This is a genomic window from Nocardia sp. 2TAF39 (genome assembly GCF_052114905.1).
Lineage (GTDB): Bacteria > Actinomycetota > Actinomycetes > Mycobacteriales > Mycobacteriaceae > Nocardia.
On sequence record NZ_JBFRFQ010000020.1, the window covers coordinates 82356 to 104422 of the forward strand.

Here is a 22067-nt window from a genome sequence, read left to right on the forward strand (position 1 = left end):
AATATTGGATGGTGGACCGTAAACCGCCGCGGCCGCGGCGGATCTCCGAAGGCTCTTCCGAGCACGAGGTGTATCTGCCGACCGGTGCGCTCTCCCCGAACCGGCAGACCCGCGACCCCCTTCCGGACACGCTGCTCAAACGCGTCAAGCAGTTCTCCGGCCGCCTCTCCACCGAGGCGGTGGGGTCGATGCAGGATCGGTTGCCGTTCTTCACCGATCTGGATGCCGCCCAGCGGGCCGGTGTGCAGATGCTGGTGCAGACCGCGGTGGTGAACTTCCTGGAATGGCTACAGGACCCGGACAGCGACATCCGGTTCAGCCTCGATGCCTTCCAGGTGATCCCGCAGGACCTGGCACGGCGGCTCACCCTGCGCCAAACCGTGGACATGGTTCGCGTCGCCATGGAGTTCTTCGAACAGTGGCTGCCCGCCCTCGCGCGCAACGACCGGCAGCTGGTCGCACTCACCGAGGCGGTGCTGCGCTACGGGCGTGAACTCGGGTTCGCCGCCGCCTCGGTGTACGCGAGCGCCGCGGAGTCGCGCGGCGCGTGGGACACCCGGCTGGAGGCGCTCGTCGTCGACGCCGTGGTGCGCGGGGACACCGGCCCGGACATGTTGTCCCGAGCCGCGACGTTGAATTGGGACGCCACCGCGCCGGCAACAGTGCTGGTGGGCACCCCGCCTGGCGAGCAGGGCGTCTCGTCGGTGGGAGCGGTGCACTCCATCGCGGCGCGGCACGGCCGCGCCGCGCTGGCCGTGGTCCAGGGCACCCGGTTGGTGATGGTCGTCTCCGGGCATCTGGGCGATTCCTCCTATGTCTCCCCGTTCCTGGCCGACCTGCTCGCCGAGGTGTTCTCCGACGGTCCCGTGGTGATCGGCCCGACCACCCGCACGTTGGGCGCGGCGCACGCCAGCGCGCTGGAAGCGCTGGCCGGAATGGAGGCCGTCGTGGGCTGGCGCGGGGCGCCGCGGCCGGTGCACGCGACGGAATTATTGCCCGAACGCGCTTTGTTGGGCGATCGGGCTGCGATCGACGCGTTGAACGAGTACCTTGTCCTACCGTTGGCCGCGGCAGGGTCGTCGCTGGCGGACACTCTCGATGCCTATCTGGATTGCGGTGGAGCGGTCGAGACGTGTGCGCGTCAGCTGTACGTCCATCCAAATACGGTTCGGTATCGCCTCAAGCGCATCGCCGAGATCACGGGCCGTGATCCGATGAATGCGCGGGATGCGTATGTGCTGCAGATTGCCGCCACAGTAGGTCGTTTGACACGAACTCGTAACGAATCGTCAACATCGACCCCAGAGGTCACTCATGCCGCACTGGGCCCCGAGGGCTTGTAACGCGCCCGCGGAATCCTCGATCAGGACTTGGCCACGTGGACATTTGTGGGACCCCCACAAAACCTGCTCGAAACCTTGAGTGGCGTCGACATCTCGTGCGGCCCGCCTCACAGTGTTTTCTTAGAGACGTGATCGCGTTGTTCGCCCCAGGACAGGGCTCCCAGACACCCGGCATGCTCGCGCCATGGCTCGACCTTCCAGGCGCGAATGAACGCCTGACGCTGTGGTCCAAGGCCTCCGGCCTCGACCTCGTCCGTCTCGGCACCACCGCGACAGCCGAGGAGATCACCGACACCGCCATCACCCAGCCGTTGGTTGTCGCCGCCGCGCTTCTCGCGTTCTCCGAAATTGCGCAGGATTCGGTGCCGGCCGCTACCATCATCGCCGGACACTCGGTCGGTGAGCTCGCCGCCGCCGCTGTCGCCGGCGTCATCTCTGCCGACGACGCGGTCAAGTTGGCCGCTATCCGCGGAGCGGAGATGGCCAAGGCGTGCGCGCTGGAGCCGACCGGCATGTCCGCGGTGCTCGGCGGCGACGAGGCCGCCGTGCTCGAACGGCTCCTCGACCTCGACCTCGTCCCGGCCAACCGCAACGCGGTGGGCCAGATCGTGGCCGCGGGTCGGCTGGATGCCCTCGCGGAGCTCGCCGCGAACCCACCGGAAAAGGCCAGGGTTCGCGCGCTGCCTGTCGCGGGAGCATTCCACACCGCCTTTATGGCCCCGGCGCAGGACGCTGTGACCGAAGCCATAACGAAGATCACGCCGAACGAGCCGACCAGGACCCTGCTCTCGAACTTCGACGGCGAGCCGGTCGCGTCCGGACAGGATGCGATAGACAAGCTTGCCGCGCAGGTCACCCGGCCCGTCCGATGGGATCTGTGCATGGAGACCGTGCGGCAGGCCGGGGTGTCGGCGGTGGCGGAGCTCCCGCCGGCGGGAGCCCTTGTCGGTATCGCGAAACGGGAGCTGAAGGGCACGCCGACGCTTGCTTTGAAGACCCCGCAAGACCTCCCCGCGTTGGCTGAGCTGACCACATCCGGCTAGCTTTCCTCCGCGACCGTGCATCCATATGCAAGGTCGTGACCGAGCGAGTGGTAACTATCGCCCGACTCGATCCGAAAAACCAAGTAAACCCTGCAAAGTAACAAGAAGGGAGCCACGAAGTGGCCGCTCTGACCCAGGAACAAATCGTCGAGGAGCTCGGCAAGATCATCGAGGAGGTGACGGGTATCGAGCCGTCCGAGGTGACGATCGAGAAGTCCTTCGTCGATGACCTGGACATCGACTCGCTGTCCATGGTCGAGATTGCGGTTCAGACCGAGGACAAATACGGGGTGAAGATCCCCGACGAGGATCTGGCCAGCCTGAAGACGGTCGGCGACGCGGTCGCCTACATCCAGAAGCTCGAGGCCGAGAACTCCGAGGCGGCCGCTGAGCTCAAGGCCAAGTTCGACAACGCCGAGTAGGGCCGAAACTGTGACCACTCCTTCCACCTTGAACGGGAACTTCCCCAACGTCGTCGTAACTAGCCTGGCGGCGACCACGTCGATCGCGGGTGACGTCGATGCGACGTGGAAGGGACTCCTCAACGGCGAGAGCGGCATCGACGTTCTCGAGGATTCCTTCATCGAGGAATACGACCTTCCGGTCCGCATCGGCGGCCACCTGAAGGTCCGGCCGGACACCCTGCTGACTCGTGTCGAGTGCCGGCGCATGGCGTACGTCGAGCAGCTCGCGACCGTGCTCGGTCGCGAGGTGTGGCGGAACGCGGGCAGCCCGGAAGTCGATTCGGAGCGGCTGGGTGTTGCCATCGGCACCGGGTTGGGTGGCGGCGACGCTCTCATCGACTCGGTCGACAAGCTGAAGAACGGTGGCTATCGCAAGATTTCGCCGTTGGCTGTGCAGATGGTCATGCCGAACGGCCCCTCGGCCGTTGTCGGTCTCGAACTGAAGGCCAGGGCAGGAGTGGTCACTCCGGTCTCGGCATGCTCGTCCGGCTCCGAGGCGATCGCCAATGCGTGGCGGATGATCGTCATGGGTGACGCGGACATCGTCGTCACAGGGGGCGTCGAGGGCTTCATCGACGCGGTGCCGATCGCGGCGTTCACCATGATGCGTGCCATGAGCACCCGCAACGACGACCCGAAGGGTGCCTCGCGCCCGTTCGACAAGGATCGCGACGGCTTCGTCTTCGGTGAGGCCGGTGCCCTCATGGTCATCGAGACCGAGGAGCACGCCAAGGCACGCGGTGCCACGATTCACGCGCGTCTGCTCGGCGCGGGCATCACCTCCGACGGCTTCCACCTGGTCGCACCGGACCCCACGGGGGACGGCGCGGCGCGGGCGATGACCAGGGCGATGCAGACCGCTGGACTGACGAAGAAGGACATCACCCACATCAACGCGCACGCGACCGCGACGCCGATCGGCGACACCGCCGAGGCGAACGCGATCAACAAGGCCGTCGGCGGCCACGCCTCGGTCTACGCGCCCAAGTCGGCCCTGGGCCACTCGATCGGCGCCGTCGGCGCTCTCGAGTCGGTACTGACCGTGCTCAGCATCCGGGACGGCATTGTCCCGCCGACGCTGAACCTGGAAAGCCAGGACCCCGAAATCGACCTCGATGTAGTGAAGGGCGAGGCCCGGCGCCAGGAGATCGAGTACGCGATCAACAACTCGTTCGGATTCGGTGGGCACAATGTGGCGCTCGCCTTCGGTCGGGCATAGCCGCGCGATCGACTGCACAAGGATCACGGCGGGGTCGGCCAACTGGATTGGCACGACCCCGCCGTGATTCGACATACGCAGCCGCAGTAGCGGCGAGCTCTTCGAGGTGAGGAGAAAACGCGATGACAATCATCGCTCCCGTGTTGCCCCACGAGGCAACAACCGATCCGCGCGATCCGCTGGGTCGACTCCAGCGCTTCTTCGATCCCGGCACCATTCTTCCGCTGCACCCGCGTGACAAGTCCGGCGTGCTCGCCGCCATCGGCGAGGTGGACGGTGTCCGCACCGTGGCCTACTGCTCCGACGCCACCGTCATGGGCGGCGCGATGGGCGTGGCGGGCTGCAAGCACATCGTCGACGCCATCGACACCGCCATCGACTCCGGTATCCCGGTGGTCGGGCTGTGGCACTCCGGTGGCGCTCGTCTTGCCGAGGGTGTCGAGGCCCTGCACGCGGTAGGCCTGGTCTTCGAGGCCATGGTCCGCGCGTCCGGCCTGGTCCCGCAGATCTCCGTGGTGCTCGGATTCGCCGCCGGTGGCGCCGCCTACGGTCCCGCGCTGACCGACATCGTGATCATGGCGCCGGAAGGCCGCATCTTCGTGACCGGTCCGGACGTGGTGCGCAGCGTGACCGGCGAGCAGGTCGACATGGCCACCCTCGGCGGCCCGGAGACGCACGGCAAGAAGTCCGGCGTCACCCACATCGTCGCCGACGACGAGGCCGACGCGCTGCACCGGGCGCGGCGGCTGGTGTCCATGTTCGCCGAGCAGGGCGAGTTCGACCTGGCCGCGGCCGAGCACGGCGACATCGACCTGAAGGCGATGCTGCCGGAGTCGGCCAAGCGCGCCTACGACGTGAAGCCGATCGTCCACGAACTGCTCGACAACGTCGACGGTGAGTCGACGTTCGAGGAGCTGCAGGGCCGCTACGCGCGCAGTATCGTGACCGGCATCGGCCGCCTCGGCGGTCGCACCGTCGGCGTGCTGGCCAACAACCCGATCCGGCTCGGTGGTTGCCTGAACTCCGAAAGCGCCGAGAAGGCCGCGCGTTTCGTGCGGCTGTGTGACGCCTTCGGTATTCCGCTGGTCGTCGTCACCGACGTACCGGGCTATCTGCCCGGCGTCGGCCAGGAGTGGGAAGGTGTCGTGCGCCGTGGTGCGAAGCTGCTGCACGCGTTTGCCGAGGCGCGCGTTCCGCGGGTCACGCTGGTCACCCGCAAGATCTATGGTGGCGCCTACATCGCGATGAACGCCCGCTCGCTGGGCGCGACCGCGGTCTACGCGTGGCCGGGCTCCGAGGTGGCCGTGATGGGCGCCAAGGCGGCGGTCGGCATCCTGCACAAGAAGGCCCTCGCGGCCGCGCCGGAGGAAGAGCGCGAAGCGCTGCACGAGCGGCTGACCGCCGAGCACGAGCGCATCGCGGGTGGCGTCGAGCGTGCCATCGCGATCGGCGTCGTGGACGAGGTCATCGACCCGGCCAAGACGCGCAGCGTCATCGCCGCAGCCCTGGCGGCAGCGCCGTCTCGTGCGAGCAACCACAAGAACATCCCGCTCTGACCCACCGCACACCCAGTGGGCCCCGGAATACCGGGGCCCACTTGTGCATTTTCTACCGGACTTTGCACGCGGCTCGGTTCTTCGCCAGATGCCGTTGCGTGTGTTGAGACGTAAGCAGCCGGGATATATCGATGAGGTAGCGGAGGCGCAACACAGGGGACACCGGGGCGATACAGGGGATTCGTAGGGTTCGTCACGTGGCTGTGATGATGGAATCCTCGGGGGAAGTAGGCGATGAGGTGGTGTCGCGGACGCCGTGGTATCGATCGCTGTTCGTACAGTTGCTGGTCGCCATCGTGGCGGGCATCGTGCTGGGGGCGCTCTGGCCGGATTTCGGTGCTGATCTCAAACCGCTGGCCGATGGATTCGTCAAGCTGATCAAGATGGTGATCGCGCCGATCATCTTCTGCACGGTGGTGCTCGGCATCGCCCATGTCGGCGACATGAAATCAGTGGGGCGGATCGGCGTGAAGGCGCTGATCTACTTCGAGGTCATCACCACCTTCGCACTGCTGTTCGGGCTGCTGGTCGGCAACCTCGTCAAGCCGGGCGCCGGGTTCGACATCGACCCGCAGACCCTGGCCACCGGTGCGGACAAGATCGCGCAGAAGACCGGCAGCGGTGAGCTGCCGCATACCGTCGAGTTTCTGCTGAACATCATTCCGGCGTCGGTGGTTTCCGCGTTCGCGGAAAACGTGCTGCTGCAGGTGCTGTTCTTCGCGGTGCTGTTCGGGCTGGCCCTCGCCAAGTTCGGTGAGCACGGCCCGCCGGTGATTCTGGAGGCCGTCGACCACATCGGGCGGATCTTCTTCACCATCATCGGATGGATCATGCGGTTGGCGCCGCTGGGCGCGTTCGGCGCGATGGCCTACATCGTCGGCCAGTACGGGCTGTCCTCGCTCGGCAGCTACGGAAAGCTCATCGCCTGCTGTTACGGGGCGGCGCTGCTGTTCCTGCTCGTCCTCGCGGTGGTGGCGCGGATGTTCGCCGGGGTGAATCTGTGGAAGTTCGTGCGGTACATCAAGGACGAGTTGTTTCTGGCGCTCGGCACCGCCTCCACCGAAGTGGTTTTGCCGCGGATCATGATCAAGCTGACCGAAGCGGGGTGCTCCCGAGCGACGACCGGACTGGTGATCCCGACCGGGTACTCGTTCAACCTGGACGGTGCGACGCTGTATCTGTCTATCTGCGTGCTGTTCCTGGCGCAGGCGCTCGGTGTCGACCTGAGCCTGGGGGAGCAGATCACCGCGGTCGGAGTGTTGATGCTGACCTCGAAGGGGATGGCGGGCGTGCCCGGTTCGTCGTTCCTGGCGCTGTCGGCCACGATCAGCGCCATCGGACACGGTTCCATCCCGGTGGCGGCGGTGGCGCTGCTGCTCGGCGCCGATCGCATCATGGACTCGATGCGGGTCACGGTGAATCTGCTCGGCAACTGTGTCGCCACCGTCGTGGTCGCGGCATGGGAAGGCCAGCTGGACATTGCGCGGATGCGCGCAGTGCTCGACGGCGAGGCAGTGGCGCCGCCGCCGGAGGAGGACCCGATGGTGGCGTACACCCGGGATCAGCCTGCGGGATCGTGAGATTTCCCAGGCGCAGGGGCGGGGACCAATCGTCGCCGGGTGCGCTGAGAAGAACTGGCCGATGCGCCGTGCTCGATCACGCGCCCGCTCTTGGTCTTCGGTGACCGGTGCACTCTGCTGATCCGGACAGATGCGACGAGCCGTTGCCGGTCAGGGAACAGGTTGCTCGCATTGTCGCGATCGCAGCGCTTGGACGAGGCAGAATCCGGGTATGGCTTCCGAGGCGCGGGACCGAAAGCGGCACGGCAGGCATTACACGCCGCCCGCGCTGGCGCGGTTCCTGGCGGGCAGGCTGCTGCGGCACGCCGAGCCGTCGGTATCGGGGGTCCTGCGTGTGCTCGATCCGGCCTGCGGTGACGGCGAGCTGCTGTTCGCGGTGCACGCGGAGATCGCGGCGCGGCTTCCCGGCGCCCGGCCGGTCCTGACCGGTTACGACCTCGACGGCGATGCGCTCGCGGTGGCACGCGAACGTGCTGGTGGTGCTGGGATTGTCGTGGACTGGCAGGTGGCCGACTTCCTGGCGGTCGAGGCGGAGCTCGCGGACGGTTCGTTCGACGCGGTGATCACCAATCCCCCGTACGTGCGGACCCAGCAGTTGGGCGGATCGACGGCACAGCTGCTGAGCAAGCGTTTCGGGTTGCGCGGACGGATCGATCTGACGCATCCGTTCGTCGCGACGCTGCCACGGCTGCTGCCTACCGGGGGGATGCTCGGCCTGTTGTGCGCCAACAGATTCCTGACCACCAAGGCCGGTGCGAACATCCGGCGGCTGCTGCTGAGCGAGCTGGCACCGGTCGAACTGTACGACCTGGGCGATACGAAGCTCTTCGCGGCGGCTGTGCTGCCCGCGATCACCATCGCGCGTCGCGGCAGCTGCCGTGACAGCTGCCGTTACGCTTCCACGTACCAGGTGAGTTCCGGCGAAATACCCGGTGAAATGGATCTTTTCGATGCGCTGACAGCGGATCATTGCTCGCTCGTCCAGCACAACGGGCGCACCTTCGCCGTCGAGGTGGGCAGGTTGGTGACCGGGCGGTATCCGCAGGACAGGTCCACGTCGCGTTTCGCATCGAATCAGGCTCTCAACGACGAAAGATCCACTGCGAGTGGGCTTTCGGACATCAGACCGATTGGGCTTCCGGCGTCTCCCGAGCGCTCGCCCAGGGATCGTTCGTGGGCTCGCCGAGGGCAAACGCGTCGGGAGACCGCGCCACGTGGCGCGCGCGAACCCGAGGCCGCGTGGCGGATGTCGCACGACGCGGTCGACATCTGGCTGGCGAAGGTCGGCGCCGCCACCTGGCGCAGCTTCGGTGATGTCGCGCGCATCCGAGTCGGCATCAAGACCACCGCGGATCGCGTTTTCATCTCCGATCGCTGGGCCGAAGCAGACCCGTCCCCCGAGCCCGAACTCCTGCTCGCCCTGATCACCCACCACGATCTCGGCCCATGGCTGGCCACCCGCGACCGCGACATCCGCGTGCTGTACCCCTACGATCTGGCGCGTTCACACCGTGTCCCCGTCGATCTCGCCGACTTCCCGGACGCCGCGGCGTATCTACTGGCCAACAAGGAGACGCTCGCTGCTCGCCGCTATGTCACCGCGAGCGGGCGGGAGTGGTTCGAGATCTGGGTTCCGCAGCGCCCGCACCTGTGGCGCGAGCCGAAGCTCGTCTTCCCGGACATCAGCGACCGTCCTCGTTTCGCGCTGGATCGCTCGGGCGCGGTGGTCAACGGCGACTGCTACTGGGTCTCGCTACCCGACCTGTCCTGCGCTGGCCCGGACGCGGAAAGGCTGGCGTATCTGCTGATGGGCGTGGCAAATTCGGCACTCGGGCTACGGTTCTACGACGCGGTCTGCGGCAATCGTCTGTACTCCGGCAGGCGGCGCTGGATCACCCAGTACGTGTCGCGGCTTCCGCTACCCGACCCGGCCACCGCCCGGTCCGCGGGCGTCGTCGATCTGGTCCGCGAGTTGGTCGAAGGCCGTCCGCCCGACGCCGCGGCCCATGCTGAGCTGGACGAGCGCGTGGCGGCGGCGTTCGGACTTCCTAGGCCCTGACCCCGACCCCGACCATCGGCAGCAGGGTGCGGCGGGCGAACTCGCGCGCGGCATCCTGGTCGGTCACCGGGATGAGGCCGTCGGGCGTGAGCGCGAGCGAGAGAGCCAGTCGGGCCATGATCTCGGCGACCAGGTCGGCATCGAAATCGTGCGTGCCGCCGGCATCCCGTAGTTCGCCCAGTTTCTCGGCCAGATAGCCGCGGCCGACGGCGAGGATCGCTCCCGCGTCGGTGGTCAGCCGAGGCAGGATCAGGTCGGGCTCGGTCCGCAGCAGTCGGCGGAGCAACTCGTTGCCCGCGATGGCGCCGATAAAGGCGACGAAGATCTCCACAAGCTGATCATCGCTGCCGGAAACGGCTTGCACCTGCCCGTCGATAGCGGCGACGAAGCGTTGCGCTTCCCGCACGCTCACCGCCTCGACGAGGTCGTTCTTCGACTCGAAGCGCCGGTACAGGGTGGCCGGGCTGATGCCCGCCCGGCGCGCGATCTCGCCCATGCTGGTCCGCTTGATGCCGAAGTCCAGGAACGCCGAGAGCGCGCTTTCCAGCAGCTTCTCGCCGTCGGCGACCGGTTTCTCCAGGATGCGCTGCAGCATGGGCGGAACGGTAGGCATCGGATCTCCAGTGGTCTCGGTGCGGACGCCAGGCGGGTGGGCCGCGCGGAGCGGCACAGCGACGGTGTGGACGGGACGTTCATTATTCCACCGGGATGCCGCGGTGCGGTCGGGCATGCCCGACGGGAACCGAGCACCAGGCGGTTTTGACTTCGCCGCGACGATAATCCCTTGCGCGCGGGACATTTCGCCTGCCCATCATCGTCTTGACCGCCGTGTCCGCGCCTGGACGGTAGCTGACGGCCGGTGCGAAGGCGGGCCGCGCTGAGAGCGCTCGATCAGCACACCACGGCTGGACCTGTTACGGTCACCGCGGCAACGCGACACGCGGCGACCATGGCGTTCTGGTCACTGGCGGGGCAAATTCAGCTCGGCCATTTCCTGCTCGATCGCGTTGGCGGCGAAATCGACGCCGGTGGAACGTAATTCATGAACCCTACGCTGGAGTGCCTCGACTCCGCCAGGTTGGGCCGCGATGTCGGCCACGCTGATCCGCCCCTGGGGCCGGTGTACACCCGACTGCACGTACGACACCGTGATACCTCCTGCCTGCACGCTCACCCAGCGACCCGGGTTGGTTCACCACTGCGCTACGAGCCGCACGACAACCGTTCCGGCAGGAGACCCCGGGTCACCGGGCACGCTGGCTGAATGTTATCAGCGCTTCTGGCGACGCCTTCGATAAATGTGTCCTGTCTCACACCTCATTTGCCGTGCGGTGACGGGCTGCGTTGTGTAAGTAGACGGTCGCATTCAGGCGAATGCGATCTTGCTCCGACTCGCCCAGTTCCCGGCGGACCTTGCCGGGCACGCCGGCCACCAGGGAGCCGGGTGGAATCTGCGCGCCTTCCGGGATCAGCGCGTTCGCCGCGATCAGACTGCCCGCTCCGACGACGGCGCCGTTGAGGATCGTGGCGCCCATGCCGACCAGGACGTCGTCGCCGATTGTGCACCCATGCAGGATTGCGTTGTGTCCCACCGAGACTCCGGTGCCGACGGTGAGCGGGAAGCCCGGGTCGGCGTGCAGCACGCAGCCGTCCTGGATATTGCTGCGGGCGCCGACCTCGATTCCCTCCAGGTCGCCCCGCAGCACCGCGCCATACCACACGCTCACCTCGTCCGCGAGCTGGACGCGGCCGATCACTGTGGCGTTCGGCGCGATCCACGCGCTCTCCTCGATTTCCGGCGCATACTCGCCCACCTGAATCCGCATGGTCACGAACCTAGCCGTGACCCCTGGAAGCTGGCGCGGTGGGCGGCCGGGCTGGTTCCGAGAATGCGGTGGAAGTGGTGGCGCAGGCTCACCGCCGTCCCGAATCCGGCTTCGGTGGCGATGCGTTCGATGGTGTCGCCGGTGGATTCGAGCAGCAGCCGTGCGCGGTCGGCGCGCTGCAGCAGCAGCCACTGCTGTGGACTGCTTCCGGTGCGGTCGCGGAAGCGGCGGGTGAAGGTCCGCCGCGACATGAGCGCGACCCGTGCCCAGCCGTCCAGATCGATCGACTCGCCGAGGTGTGTTCGCGCCCAGACCATCGCGCGTTCGATCGGGTCGTCGTCGGCGGCGTCGGGCACCGCCACTGGAATGTACTGCGCCTGTGAGCCGCTGCGGTGCGGGGCGGTGACCATCGCTCTGGCGAGTTCGGTGGCCTCGCGGCTACCGAGGTCTCCCCGTACCAGGTGCAGGCAGCAGTCCAGGGCCGCGGCCACGCCCGCGGACGTAACGATGTCTCCGAGGTCCGACCACAGCGTGTCGGCGCGAACCCGGACCGCCGGGTAGGCGTGAGCCAGTTGGGCGGCCGCGGCCCAGTGTGTGGTCACTTCGCGCCCGTCGGCCAGCCCGGTGGCCGCCACTGCCCACGAGCCGAGGCAGAGGCCGACGATCCTGGCGCCGCCCGCGTGCGCATCGTGCAGGGCGGTCCGCAGATCCTCCGACAGCGGCATGTCACGCTCCCAGCTCGGGATCACGACCGTGTCGGCGCGGGCAAGGGTCTCGAGCCCATGCCGGACGTCGATATCGAAACCGGCCGGGGTGCGCAACCTTCCGGGTTGTTCGGCGCAGATGTCGACCCGGTATGGTGCCGGACCGCCGACCCCCACCCGGCCGAAGACGAGGGTCGGGACGGACAGGTGGAACGGGCTGATCCCGTCGAAGGCGACGACGGCCACGGTATGCATGGCCCGATTTTAGCGGTGGTGGGCTCATGGGCCACTGTTGACGTTGCCGCGGCCAGGACAGGATCGACGGCATGAGTGAGCGAACAATGAGCACAGAACGAGCCACCCTCGAAGTTCTGCACGTCGGCGGACCGACCCTCCGGTTCCGCTACGCGGGCCGCACCTGGCTGACCGACCCTACCTTCGACGGCCCGGGCGATTACCCGGGCCCGGTCACGCTGCACAAACTCATCGGCCCCGCGGTGTCGCCGCAGCAGGTCGGCCCGGTGGACATCGTGTTGCTCTCGCACGACGAACACGCCGACAACCTGGACAATTCCGGTCGCACATTTCTGACCACAGTGCCGACCGTGCTGTCCACGCCCGGCGCGGCGACCCGGATCCACGGGGTGCGCGGACTGGAGAACTGGGAGACCGTGACGGTGGACGGAGTCCGCGTGACAGGCGTGCCCGCGCTGCACGGTCCGGAAGGGTGCGAGCCGTTCAGCGGGATCGTCACCGGCTTTGTCCTGCAAGCCGACGGGGAGCCGACGGTATACGTCTCGGGCGACAACGCCTCCGTCGACGTGGTGGCGCGGATCGTCGAGCGAATCGGCCGGATCGACATCGCAGTTCTCAACGTGGGCGCCGCCAATGTCGGCCGGTTCGGAGATGCCGACGCCACCCTGAACGCCCGCACCGCCCTGCTGGCCGCCGAACTGCTCGGCGACGCCCTGATCGTCCCGGTGCACGGCGAGGGCTGGGCCCATTTCAGCGAGACGCTCGACCACCTCGCCCGCGTCTTCCGCTACGCGGACCGCGCTGACCAGCTGCACATTCCACCCATGGGTACGGAGGCAACCCTGGGCCGGTGAGTGGCACGCCGCCGTACACCATCTGCTTGTACAGGTGAGCAACGTGCACCATCCTGATGTCGGGCCGCTGTCGTGCTCTGTGCGCAAGGAGCGAGCGGTTTCTGTCGGTGCTGGATCGGTCCGGATCACGAGAGAAGGGTGCGGAGGCAATGCGGATCGGCATACCGAAGGAGGTCAAGAACAACGAGTATCGCGTGGCCATCACCCCGGCTGGGGTACACGAACTGGTACTACACGGCCACGAGGTTGTCGTGCAGCGAGGAGCTGGGGGTGGCTCCTCGATCACGGACGAGGATTACGCCGCTGCGGGCGCTGTCCTCCAGCCCGACGTCGACATGCTCTGGGGCGACGCCGAGATGGTCCTCAAGGTCAAGGAACCCGTTGCCGAGGAATACGGCCGGATGCACGAGGGACAGGTGCTGTTCACCTATCTGCATCTCGCCGCCGACCGGACCCTGACCGAGGAACTGCTGGCCCGCCGGGTTACCGGGCTCGCATATGAGACGGTGCAGTTGCCCAACCGCTCGCTGCCTCTGCTGGCGCCGATGTCCGAGGTGGCAGGCAGGCTGGCTACTCAGGTCGGTGCTGCCGCTCTTCTGAAACGGGCTGGTGGTCGGGGGGTGTTACTCGGCGGTGTGCCCGGGGTGCCACCGGCGAAGGTTGTCGTCATCGGCGCCGGCGTCGCTGGCATGAATGCCGCTCAGATCGCGGTCGGCATGGGCGCACAAGTCACCCTGCTGGACCGCGAGCCCGCGCCACTGGCGGTAGCCGACCGGATCTACCGCGGGGGGCTGCAGACGCTTGCCTCCAATGTCGACGCGATCGAGAGTGCATGTCTCGATGCTGATTTGGTTATCGGAGCCGTCCTTGTCCCAGGCGCCAAGGCACCGACGTTGGTTTCCAGCGAACTGGTTTCACGTATGAAGTCGGGCACAGTACTCGTCGATATCGCCATCGATCAGGGCGGCTGTTTCGAGGACTCCCGTCCGACAACGCACGCCGAGCCGACGTACATCGTCCATGGCTCGGTCTTCTACTGCGTGGCCAACATGCCAGGCGCCGTTCCCACGACTTCCACCCACGCACTCATCAATGCCACTCTGCGATATGTCGTTGCGCTGGCAGACAAAGGCTGGAAGCGGGCCCTGGAGGATGATCGAAGCCTGGCTCTCGGCCTGAACACGCACGCTGGGGTGCTCACCAATGCCGCCGTCGGCGAGGCGATCGGTATCGACGCCGTGGCTCTGGAAAACGTACTGGCTCTGCTGTAGCGGCGTGCGAGCACGCGCAGCGACGGCGCGGAGCCTCGGTCAGCGCGGATGGTAGGCATGGAGACGGCATGCTGGCCGCATATGTCGTGAGCCTTGTCGTTCACGGTCGTGACGAGGTGCGCACCAACAAGGTAACCGCGGCGATTCGTGAGGTCGGGGTGCTGCGTCGGTGGCACGGGGCGATCTCGCCACCGACGCGGCTGCGGAGGTAGCTCTCGGCTACGCCTCGTCGGTGCGGCCCTCGCCCAAATACCAGTCGGGCTGGCCGCTGGTGGGCAGGTCGTGGAGCTTGTCCGGGTTGCGGACCACGTCGATCGCGACGATGCGGCCGTCGTCGACGGTGAAGGAGAAGACACCGGTGTGCGTGCCGTCGAAGACCACAAGACCCGGCCGGCCGTTGACCAGCACCGCCCGGCCCCAGGCGCCCGCCGCGGACGGGGCGTGGTACCAGCCGAGCAGCAGCTTGGCCACCAGTTCGGCGCCGTGCACGGGCTGCCGGATCGCGGGCACCTTGCCGCCGCCGTCGGCGGTGAGGCTGACGTTCGTGTCGAGCACGCCGAGCAGGGCACTCAAGTCGCCGGAACGCCAGGCCAGCGCGAAGGCCGACACCACCTTCTCCTGCTCGTCGGGCGACGCGGGGAAGCGTGGGGTGCCGTCCTCGACGTGCTTGCGAGCACGGGAGGCGAGCTGGCGGACAGCGGCAGGGGAGCGGCCGACCACCTCGGCGACCTCGGGGCCGCTCATACCGAACACGTCCTGCAGCACGAAGGCGGTGCGTTCGGCAGGGGACAGCGATTCGAGGACGACAAGCAAGGCCGTGGTGACCCGCTCGTCCTGGGTGATCCGGTCGGCCGGGTCGTCCCAGCTGGTCACCTCGGGCTCGGGCAGCCATTCACCCACGTACTGCTCCCGGCGCATGCGGGCCGAGCCCAGGTGGTCGAGCGCGAGCCGCCCGGTCACCGTGGACAGCCATGCGCGCAGGTTGTCGATGTCGTCCGCGGTGCCCGCCTCGTGCTGGCGCTGCAACCGCAGCCACGCCTCCTGCACCACGTCGTCGGCGTCGGTGAGGCTGCCCAGCGTGCTGTAGGCGAGCCTGCGCAGATACGGCCGGTGTTCCTCGAAACGCCTGGCCAGCTCGGCCTGGTCGAGGGGCTCCGGGGCGGAGGGCTGTTCGGAATTCACTGCTGTTCGCCGTTCGGTCGTTCGGTCCCCACGGGGAGTGTATGAATGCGTCACCAGGTCGACGACGCGGGGGCCGGGAGTGTGACACGTCCACGCGGCGGTGACGGCCCCGGCCAGCCGCTCAGACCGTCGGACCCACCCGATAACCTCGCCGAGTGCAGAAGGGGACGTCCATCGCGGTCGGGCTGTTATTCGGATTCGCGCTCGACCGGGTGTTCGGCGATCCCCGGCGAGGACATCCGGTGGCGGCGTTCGGCACGGCGGCCGCGGCGCTGGAATCGGTGATCTACGCCGACAGGCGCGCGGCGGGGCTGGTGCACGAGGGGCTCGCGGTCGGTTCGGTTGTCGGGCTCGGTGTGGCGGCGCGGCGGGGCGGCGTAGCCGCGACCGCGGTCGCGACCTGGACCGTCCTCGGCGGGCACAGCCTGGCACGCACCGGTCGCGTAATTGCCGACCGGCTGGCCGGCGGCGATCTGGACGGCGCTCGCGCGCTGCTGCCCGCGCTGTGCGGTCGCGACCCGGATGTGCTCGACGCGAACGGGCTTGCACGCGCCGCCTTGGAGTCCATCGCCGAGAACACCTCCGACGCGGCCGTCGCTCCGGTCGTCTGGGGCGCCGTGGCGGGCGTGCCCGGTTTGCTGGGGTATCGCGCGATCAACACGCTCGATGCGATGGTCGGCTACCGCAACGATCGCTACCTGCGTTTCGGCTGGGCCGCGGCGCGCGTCGACGACGTGGCGAATCTGATCCCGGCCCGGCTCACCGGATTGCTCACGGCGGCGCTCGCACCGCTGATCGGCGGACGCCCCACCGCTGCGCTGCGGGCCTGGCGCCGCGACGCCGCCGGGCATCCCAGCCCCAACGCAGGGGTGGTCGAAGCGTCGATGGCGGGCGCGCTCGGCGTCCGGCTGGGTGGCCGCACGCAGTATCCGCATGGCGTCGAGCAGCGTCCACCCCTCGGCGACGGCCCTGCCCCCACCGTCGACGATCTGCGACGCGCGGTCCGCCTCTCCGAAGCCGTCCAACTCGTCGCCGCCCTTCTCGCCGCCGCTGTCGCCGCCATCAAGGGCTGAATCCGCTTCGCGTGCCCGGCCGTCTATGAGTCTCGGCCGGTCGGCGCCACAGCGTCCTTCGGCTTGGCTGTGGGTCCGGACGCGGCAGGTATCAAGCCGAATTCGCCCGGGTCGAATGCCGGGGTTGTGCACGTCGCGGCAGGCGGCGACGTGGTTGTGCGCAGAATGGGTTCAGCTGCGACTGCGGCCGTAGCGGTCGGCGAGGCGCGCCTCGGTGGCAGGTTCGGCGGGTTCGGTCGCCGTGGTTGCTGCGACCGCAGCTGCGCCTGCGGGAGTCGTTGCCCCGCGAGTTGTCTTGGCGCGAGTTGTGGCGGCGGCGCCCTTTTCCTTCCGCCGCTCCCGGATCTCGGCGTACACGAAGTAGCCGAGCCCCAGCGGTGCCATGATGCCGAAGGCCAGCCATTGCAGGCCGTAGGACAGATATGGGCCCGCGTCGAGCTGCGGGAGCGGGGTGGGGGTGAACACACCCGGCTGGTTCTCGCTCAGCTGCAGGTAGCCGCCGCGTTCGCCGGTCGGGATAGCGGTGACGGGCTGTTCGAGAACCGTCGACTCCTGAGCGGTGTCGATGGAGTACACCTGGCGGTAGCCGTCCTGGACGCTCGGGTCCTTGCCGGGTGTGACGCCTTCGGACATGCGGATCCGCGCTTCGATGCGCTGTGGCCCGGTGGGCGGTTCGGGGATCCGCGGTGGGCGGGACCCGTCCACCGCGGCGACGAGCCCGCGATCGACAAGCAGCACGCGCCCGTCGTCCAGCCGGAACGTCGCGAGCACCGCGTAACCGGGCGCACCGTCGAGGTGGCGCAGCCGCACCAGCACCGTGGAGTCGGGAAGGTAATTTCCGGAGGCGGTCACACGACGCCATTCGGTGTGCGAGCCGGCCGTGTCGCCGAAGACCGTGATGACGTCCACCGGCTCGGCCCGGACCGAATCGGCGATCAGCTGATTGCGGTGTGAGGTGGCCGTGTTCTTGCCGAGCTGCCACGGCGCGAGCACGGTGAAGCACAGGTAGGCGAACGCGGCGACCAGCACCGCCAGGATCAGCCAGCTGGGGCGCAGCAGAAAGGTGAACCTGCGCATCAGGATCGTCCGTCGAGGAGGGATCTCCGGTCAGGCGGCTCGGCGGCCGTGTGCAGCTCGGCGCGCACCCAGTCGAGCAGGCCGGGGATGGCCGATTCGATCTGATCCCGAACGAGCTCGAAGTCGGCGGCGCTGCCGTAGTAGGGGTCGGCCACGTCCTGGTCGTCGGCGTCGGGGTCGAAGGTGCGCAGCAGCCGCAGCCGTTCCCGCGGTACGCCGAGGCGGGCCAGTTCCCGCTGGTGCGAGCTGTCCAGCGCGACCACCAGATCGGCGTCGCGGTGCTCGGCGCCGAACGCGGCGGCGACATGTCCGGTCGGATAGCCGTACTTGCGCAGCGTCGCGTCGGTCCGTGGGTCGGCGTCGTCGCCGACGTGCCATGACCCGGTACCCGCGCTGCTCACCCGCACCCGGTCGGCCAGTCCGGACCGGTACAAATGCACCGCGAAGATTTTTTCCGCCATCGGAGAACGGCAGATGTTGCCGGTACAGACGAACGACACGTGCAGCTGACCCACGACTGCCATTCTGGCCGGTCGCGCGCCAGGACCGCCACGTAGGGTGTCGTCTCGTGCCCGAGGACAGTGTCGATCGCGCGAAACTGCGCTACCACGGCGACGTGGACGCACGTCCGGGCATGCTCGATTTCGCGGTGAACGTCCAGGGCGTGGCGCCGCCGCAGTGGCTGCGGCAGCGCTTGGCCACCCGGCTCGAAACGCTCGGCCGCTATCCCAGCGCCGAGGACACGGACGCCGCGCGCCGCGCGGTCGCGGCCCGGCACTGCCGTGCTCCCGACGAGGTGCTGCTGCTGGCGGGCGCCGCGGAGGGGTTCGCGATGCTGCCCCGCCTCGCTCCGCGGCTGGCCGCGGTGCTGCATCCGTCGTTCACCGAGCCGGAACTCGCGCTGCGCGAGGCGGGTGTTCCGGTGACCAGGGTGCTGCTGCCACCGCCCTACCTGCTCGATTCCGCCTCGGTGCCGGTCGAGGCAGATCTGGTGGTGCTCGGCAACCCGACCAACCCGACCTCCGTGCTGCACCCGGCGGACGCCGTTCACGCGCTGCGCAGGCCGGGCCGCACCATTGTGGTCGACGAAGCGTTCGCGGACGCGGTGGTGGGCGAATCCGAATCCCTCGCCGCGGACGCGGCGCCCGACCTCCTTGTGCTGCGCAGCCTCACCAAGACCTGGGCGCTCGCAGGTCTGCGCTGCGGCTACTTTCTCGGCGATCCCGCGCTTCTCGCGCGGCTCGAGCGCGGGCGGTCCCACTGGCCGCTCGGCACGCTCCAGCTGGAGGCGATCACCGCCACCGCCGACGAGGCGGCGATCATCGAGGCCGAGCGGCGGGCCGAGGCTGTCGCCGCGGCACGTGCCGCGATGATCGAGCGGCTGACCGAACTCGACGTACACGTGCACACCCCGGCCGAGGGTCCGTTCCTGCTGCTGCACGTCGCGGACGGCGAACTGCTGCGCAAGCATTTGGCCGACCGGGGGATCGCGGTTCGCCGGGCCGACACGTTCCCCGGTCTCGGCCCGAATCATCTGAGGGTCGCGGTCCGCGACGGACCGGAGGTGGATCGGCTCGTCGCCGCAATCCGGTCGGCAGGTATGCGGTGACCGCATGCGGCGAAGCCGAACGAAACCGAAGTGGCAGTGCATGACCGAAGCGAAGGAAGGTAGACGATGACCACGCTCGCGGATCTCATCGCGGTGCTCGACGCGGCTTACCCGCCGCGGCTGGCCGAGTCCTGGGACTCGATCGGGCTGGTCTGCGGCGATCCCGCGGAGGAGCTGACCCGCGTGCTGTTCGCGGTCGATGCCACCGCAGCCGTCGTCGACGAGGCGATAGATGGGCGCGCCCAAGCTCTGGTGGTGCATCACCCGCTGCTGCTGCGGGGTGTCGACACCGTCGCGGCTGACACGCCGAAAGGCGCGCTGCTGCATCGGCTCATCCGCTCCGGCTGCGCCCTGTTCACCGCGCACACCAACGCCGACTCCGCCGATCCCGGAGTTTCGGACGCGCTCGCCGCGGCCCTCGGGCTCACCGTGACCGGTCCGCTGGATGCGAAACCCGAATCCGCTGTGGACAACTGGGTGGTCCAGGTGCCGCGTACGCACACAGACGCGGTGCTGGCCGCGCTTTTCGCCGCGGGCGCCGGCAGCAGCGGGAACTATCGGGACTGCGCGCTGCGGGTGCCCGCGACCAGTCAATACCGTCCGCCGGCCGAGGCGAATCCGGCGCGCGGCGCCCTCGGCGAACTCCAGCATGTCGAGGAGGACCGGGTCGAAGTGGTCGCCGCGCCGGCGGCGCGTTCGGCGATGCTCGCCGCGCTGCGCGCAGCCCATCCCTACGAGGTCCCGGCCTACCACATCAGCGAACGCGTCCTGCTGCCCTCGTCGCTGGGGATCGGTCGGGTCGGCACTCTGCCGCAGCCGGAGTCGTTGCGCGCCTTCACCGATCGGGTGGCGGCCGCCCTCCCACCCACCGCGTGGGGTGTGCGCGCCGCGGGCGATCCCGACCGCACCGTCTACACCGTCGCGGTCTGCGGCGGCGCAGGCGATTCCTACCTGACCGCCGCGGCCCGTCTCGGCGTCGACGCCTATGTCACCGCCGATCTGCGGCACCACCCGGTCGACGAGCACCTGCGCCGGGGTGGGCCCGCCCTCGTCGACGCCGCGCACTGGGCCACCGAATTCCCTTGGTGTGCACAGGCGGAATCGCTTGTCCGGACCGCGCTGCCCGACCTGGAGACCCGCGTGTCCACGCTGCGCACCGACCCATGGACGGTTCGAGCATCCAGCTGACCGCCGGCCGCAGAACCCAAATGCCGTTGTCCTGGCAACGGAGTCGTAACGATTGGGCGTGACCGCGTTCGCGCGGGGATGCGGTGGTCGGTTCGGGTGAATTGTGCGGCTCGTGCGGGGTACAACTAGCGCATGAGCGAGCGCAGCGAGCGAATCATCAACACCCAGCGCGCATTGCGCATGTCGGAGCCGAGGGCTGGCGAGGCGCAGGTATGAGTGAGCGTAGCGAGCGAATCATGTCACAGCGCGCATTGCGCGTGCCGGAGCCGAGGGCTGGCGAGGCGCAGGTATGAGTTTTCCGGTCGATTTCGGGGTCGTGCAGATCGGCCTGATCCTGCTGCTGCTCGTCGGTGTCGCGCTGATCGTCTCCGGACTGATCACGGCGCGCCGGGGCGGGATGCGGGCGCTGGTCGCCCGCGGCGCGAGCGGGCTCGTCCTGCTGCTGGTCGCGGCGGTGCTGCTGTGGATCGCGACGTTGCTGCAGACGTATCTGGGATTGACCGGGGAGGTCAAGGCGGCGCACGTGGTCGCCAAGCAAGTGGCGGGGCAGGAGCATCAGCTCGACGTGGACGTCACGCTCTACGGCGACGACGACCATCCCGAACAGCGCGAGACCTATCGGGTCGAGGGTGACATGTGGGTGCTGCAGGCGGGCATCGTCGAGCTCGAGCCCTGGGTGAACGCCCTCGGCTTCCACTCCGGCTACCAGATCAGCCGCTTGTACGGCCAGCGCCTGGACGGTGTGGCGACCACCCAGCATCAGATCTTCCTCAACGACGGCGACCGGGACTTCTTCACCGACATGCGGGCCGGCCGCTGGTGGACCCAGCCGTTCGTGCGCTCCGCCTACGGCAACGCGGTGATCGCGGTACCCGGCGAATACGACGTCTACATCTCCAGGGATGCCATCAAGACTCGCACCGTCGGCGGCTAGCGCGGGGCAACGGGTCCGGCGGGGTACGGTTGAACACCAACCCCGTCCACCATGTCCAGGAGTTTGTCCGCGTTGAATGTCGAACCCCCGATTCAGGCTGAGCTGCTGAAACTCGCCGCCGTCGACGCCGAGCTGACGCGGATCGCGCACCGTCGCACCGTGCTACCCGAGCAGCAGGAGGTTGCCCGGCTGGAGGCCGAGCGCAATGCGCACAAGGACGCCGCGGTGGCCGTGGAGATCGTGCTGGACGACCTCGATCGCGATATCCGCAAGCTGGAAGGCGAGGTCGAGGCGGTCCGCAAGCGCGAGGACCGCGACAAGGGGATGCTCACCGCGGGGTCGGTGAACGCGAAGCAGCTGACGGAGATCCAGCACGAGCTGGGTAGCCTGGAGCGTCGCCGCTCGGTACTGGAGGACGAACTGCTCGAGGTCATGGAGCGCCGGGAGGCTTCCGCCGCCGACCATGAGCACGCGGGCGCCAGGCTGAGCAAGACCGAGGAGGATCTGGCCGTTGCGCAGCGGCAGCGTGACGATGCGCTCGCGGATCTGGCTGTGGCGCAGGGCCGCTGCGACACCGACCGATCCGGTCTGGTCGCGCTGTTCCCGGCCGAATTGCTCGCGATCTACGACCGCCAGCGCGAGCAGCACGGTGCCGGTGCTGCCCTGTTGCAGGCCCGTCGCTGCGGCGCGTGCCGCATCGAACTCGACCGCGGTGAGATCGCACGAATCGCCAAGACCGCGCCCGACGTGGTCGTGCGCTGCCCGGAGTGCGGCGCGATCCTGGTCCGGACCAAGGAATCGGGGCTGTGAGCGGGCCGCTGTCCGGCTCG

Annotated in this window: 22 protein-coding genes; 15 read left to right on the forward strand and 7 right to left on the reverse strand. The window is 68.4% G+C overall.

Annotation, left to right across the window (positions count from 1 at the left end):
• Positions 1-8 precede the first annotated feature (8 nt).
• From AB4Z47_RS15305 to AB4Z47_RS15335, 7 genes are all read left to right on the forward strand, one after another.
• Positions 9-1343, forward strand: coding sequence for a PucR family transcriptional regulator (locus AB4Z47_RS15305; RefSeq protein ID WP_327114201.1), 1335 nt, complete (start codon positions 9-11; stop codon positions 1341-1343).
• 128 nt (positions 1344-1471) lie between these two features.
• Entirely contained in the window at positions 1472-2386 is a 915-nt protein-coding gene (locus tag AB4Z47_RS15310; protein WP_441951357.1) for an ACP S-malonyltransferase, read from the forward strand.
• Positions 2387-2505: 119 nt separating this feature from the next.
• Positions 2506-2808, forward strand: a complete 303-nt coding sequence (gene acpM, locus AB4Z47_RS15315) for a meromycolate extension acyl carrier protein AcpM (RefSeq protein WP_218475618.1) — start codon at positions 2506-2508, stop codon at positions 2806-2808.
• 10 nt (positions 2809-2818) lie between these two features.
• On the forward strand, positions 2819-4069 hold the full coding sequence (locus AB4Z47_RS15320; protein ID WP_441951359.1) for a KasA/KasB family beta-ketoacyl-ACP synthase: 1251 nt from the start codon (positions 2819-2821) through the stop codon (positions 4067-4069).
• 122 nt (positions 4070-4191) lie between these two features.
• A complete protein-coding gene (locus AB4Z47_RS15325) occupies positions 4192-5625 on the forward strand; it encodes an acyl-CoA carboxylase subunit beta (protein ID WP_441951361.1) in 1434 nt (477 codons plus the stop codon).
• A 206-nt stretch (positions 5626-5831) separates the two neighbouring features.
• Positions 5832-7205 carry a C4-dicarboxylate transporter DctA gene (gene dctA / locus AB4Z47_RS15330; protein WP_441951407.1) on the forward strand — a complete coding sequence of 458 codons (1374 nt, stop codon included), beginning with the start codon at positions 5832-5834 and terminating at the stop codon, positions 7203-7205.
• A gap of 211 nt (positions 7206-7416) precedes the next feature.
• Positions 7417-9264: an Eco57I restriction-modification methylase domain-containing protein gene (locus AB4Z47_RS15335; RefSeq protein WP_441951363.1), complete on the forward strand. Its 1848-nt coding sequence runs from the start codon at positions 7417-7419 to the stop codon at positions 9262-9264.
• On the opposite strand, the gene AB4Z47_RS15340 is transcribed toward AB4Z47_RS15335, so the two are convergent.
• From AB4Z47_RS15340 to AB4Z47_RS15355, 4 genes are all read right to left on the reverse strand, one after another.
• Entirely contained in the window at positions 9254-9859 is a 606-nt protein-coding gene (locus AB4Z47_RS15340; RefSeq protein WP_441951365.1) for a TetR/AcrR family transcriptional regulator, read from the reverse strand. The genes AB4Z47_RS15335 and AB4Z47_RS15340 overlap by 11 nt on opposite strands.
• Positions 9860-10225: 366 nt before the next feature.
• Positions 10226-10411: a hypothetical protein gene (locus AB4Z47_RS15345; protein WP_441951366.1), complete on the reverse strand. Its 186-nt coding sequence runs from the start codon at positions 10409-10411 to the stop codon at positions 10226-10228.
• A 163-nt stretch (positions 10412-10574) separates the two neighbouring features.
• Positions 10575-11090: a gamma carbonic anhydrase family protein gene (locus AB4Z47_RS15350; protein ID WP_441951367.1), complete on the reverse strand. Its 516-nt coding sequence runs from the start codon at positions 11088-11090 to the stop codon at positions 10575-10577.
• A 2-nt stretch (positions 11091-11092) separates the two neighbouring features.
• Positions 11093-12049 carry a GlxA family transcriptional regulator gene (locus AB4Z47_RS15355; protein ID WP_441951368.1) on the reverse strand — a complete coding sequence of 319 codons (957 nt, stop codon included), beginning with the start codon at positions 12047-12049 and terminating at the stop codon, positions 11093-11095.
• Positions 12050-12135: 86 nt separating this feature from the next.
• Between AB4Z47_RS15355 and AB4Z47_RS15360 the strand changes: the two genes are divergently transcribed.
• The 3 genes from AB4Z47_RS15360 (at position 12136) to AB4Z47_RS15370 (ending at position 14386) form a co-directional block, all read left to right on the forward strand.
• Positions 12136-12903, forward strand: coding sequence for an MBL fold metallo-hydrolase (locus tag AB4Z47_RS15360; RefSeq protein WP_441951370.1), 768 nt, complete (start codon positions 12136-12138; stop codon positions 12901-12903).
• A 149-nt stretch (positions 12904-13052) separates the two neighbouring features.
• Positions 13053-14174, forward strand: coding sequence for an alanine dehydrogenase (ald, locus tag AB4Z47_RS15365; protein ID WP_441951372.1), 1122 nt, complete (start codon positions 13053-13055; stop codon positions 14172-14174).
• A gap of 68 nt (positions 14175-14242) precedes the next feature.
• Positions 14243-14386, forward strand: a complete 144-nt coding sequence (locus AB4Z47_RS15370; RefSeq protein WP_441951374.1) for a hypothetical protein — start codon at positions 14243-14245, stop codon at positions 14384-14386.
• A 7-nt stretch (positions 14387-14393) separates the two neighbouring features.
• On the opposite strand, the gene sigJ is transcribed toward AB4Z47_RS15370, so the two are convergent.
• Positions 14394-15356, reverse strand: a complete 963-nt coding sequence (gene sigJ, locus AB4Z47_RS15375; RefSeq protein WP_441951375.1) for an RNA polymerase sigma factor SigJ — start codon at positions 15354-15356, stop codon at positions 14394-14396.
• Between the two features lie 155 nt (positions 15357-15511).
• Here sigJ and AB4Z47_RS15380 point away from each other — a divergent pair, with 155 nt between their 5' ends.
• A complete protein-coding gene (locus AB4Z47_RS15380; protein ID WP_441951377.1) occupies positions 15512-16429 on the forward strand; it encodes a cobalamin biosynthesis protein in 918 nt (305 codons plus the stop codon).
• A gap of 171 nt (positions 16430-16600) precedes the next feature.
• On the opposite strand, the gene AB4Z47_RS15385 is transcribed toward AB4Z47_RS15380, so the two are convergent.
• Together AB4Z47_RS15385 and AB4Z47_RS15390 are read right to left on the reverse strand one after the other, a co-directional pair.
• Complete coding sequence (locus AB4Z47_RS15385) at positions 16601-17506, reverse strand: SURF1 family cytochrome oxidase biogenesis protein (RefSeq protein WP_441951378.1); 906 nt, start codon at positions 17504-17506, stop codon at positions 16601-16603.
• The gene (locus AB4Z47_RS15390) at positions 17506-18030 is read right to left on the reverse strand and encodes a low molecular weight protein-tyrosine-phosphatase (protein ID WP_441951380.1); all 525 of its coding nucleotides are present in this window, start codon (positions 18028-18030) and stop codon (positions 17506-17508) included. The genes AB4Z47_RS15385 and AB4Z47_RS15390 overlap by 1 nt, the downstream gene beginning before the upstream one ends.
• Before the next feature lie 44 nt (positions 18031-18074).
• Here AB4Z47_RS15390 and cobC point away from each other — a divergent pair, with 44 nt between their 5' ends.
• The 4 genes from cobC (at position 18075) to AB4Z47_RS15410 (ending at position 22047) form a co-directional block, all read left to right on the forward strand.
• Positions 18075-19115 (forward strand): Rv2231c family pyridoxal phosphate-dependent protein CobC, encoded by a 1041-nt coding sequence (cobC, locus tag AB4Z47_RS15395; protein WP_441951382.1) that lies wholly within the window; start codon positions 18075-18077, stop codon positions 19113-19115.
• A 66-nt stretch (positions 19116-19181) separates the two neighbouring features.
• A complete protein-coding gene (locus AB4Z47_RS15400) occupies positions 19182-20303 on the forward strand; it encodes a Nif3-like dinuclear metal center hexameric protein (protein WP_441951383.1) in 1122 nt (373 codons plus the stop codon).
• Positions 20304-20592: 289 nt separating this feature from the next.
• Complete coding sequence (locus AB4Z47_RS15405) at positions 20593-21237, forward strand: hypothetical protein (protein WP_441951385.1); 645 nt, start codon at positions 20593-20595, stop codon at positions 21235-21237.
• A 72-nt stretch (positions 21238-21309) separates the two neighbouring features.
• The gene (locus AB4Z47_RS15410) at positions 21310-22047 is read left to right on the forward strand and encodes a zinc ribbon domain-containing protein (protein WP_441951409.1); all 738 of its coding nucleotides are present in this window, start codon (positions 21310-21312) and stop codon (positions 22045-22047) included.
• Positions 22048-22067 lie beyond the last annotated feature (20 nt).

Coding starts and splice junctions, on each gene's coding strand:
- AB4Z47_RS15360 (WP_441951370.1), top strand. CDS start 12,136: ATGAGCACAGAACGAGCCACCCTCGAAGTTCTGCACGTCGGCGGACCG.
- AB4Z47_RS15400 (WP_441951383.1), top strand. CDS start 19,182: ATGACCACGCTCGCGGATCTCATCGCGGTGCTCGACGCGGCTTACCCG.
- AB4Z47_RS15405 (WP_441951385.1), top strand. CDS start 20,593: ATGAGTTTTCCGGTCGATTTCGGGGTCGTGCAGATCGGCCTGATCCTG.
- AB4Z47_RS15305 (WP_327114201.1), top strand. CDS start 9: ATGGTGGACCGTAAACCGCCGCGGCCGCGGCGGATCTCCGAAGGCTCT.
- dctA (WP_441951407.1), top strand. CDS start 5,832: ATGATGGAATCCTCGGGGGAAGTAGGCGATGAGGTGGTGTCGCGGACG.
- ald (WP_441951372.1), top strand. CDS start 13,053: ATGCGGATCGGCATACCGAAGGAGGTCAAGAACAACGAGTATCGCGTG.
- AB4Z47_RS15370 (WP_441951374.1), top strand. CDS start 14,243: ATGCTGGCCGCATATGTCGTGAGCCTTGTCGTTCACGGTCGTGACGAG.
- AB4Z47_RS15335 (WP_441951363.1), top strand. CDS start 7,417: ATGGCTTCCGAGGCGCGGGACCGAAAGCGGCACGGCAGGCATTACACG.
- AB4Z47_RS15390 (WP_441951380.1), bottom strand. CDS start 18,030: ATGGCAGTCGTGGGTCAGCTGCACGTGTCGTTCGTCTGTACCGGCAAC.
- AB4Z47_RS15385 (WP_441951378.1), bottom strand. CDS start 17,506: ATGCGCAGGTTCACCTTTCTGCTGCGCCCCAGCTGGCTGATCCTGGCG.
- AB4Z47_RS15350 (WP_441951367.1), bottom strand. CDS start 11,090: ATGCGGATTCAGGTGGGCGAGTATGCGCCGGAAATCGAGGAGAGCGCG.
- AB4Z47_RS15340 (WP_441951365.1), bottom strand. CDS start 9,859: ATGCTGCAGCGCATCCTGGAGAAACCGGTCGCCGACGGCGAGAAGCTG.
- AB4Z47_RS15325 (WP_441951361.1), top strand. CDS start 4,192: ATGACAATCATCGCTCCCGTGTTGCCCCACGAGGCAACAACCGATCCG.
- AB4Z47_RS15355 (WP_441951368.1), bottom strand. CDS start 12,049: ATGCATACCGTGGCCGTCGTCGCCTTCGACGGGATCAGCCCGTTCCAC.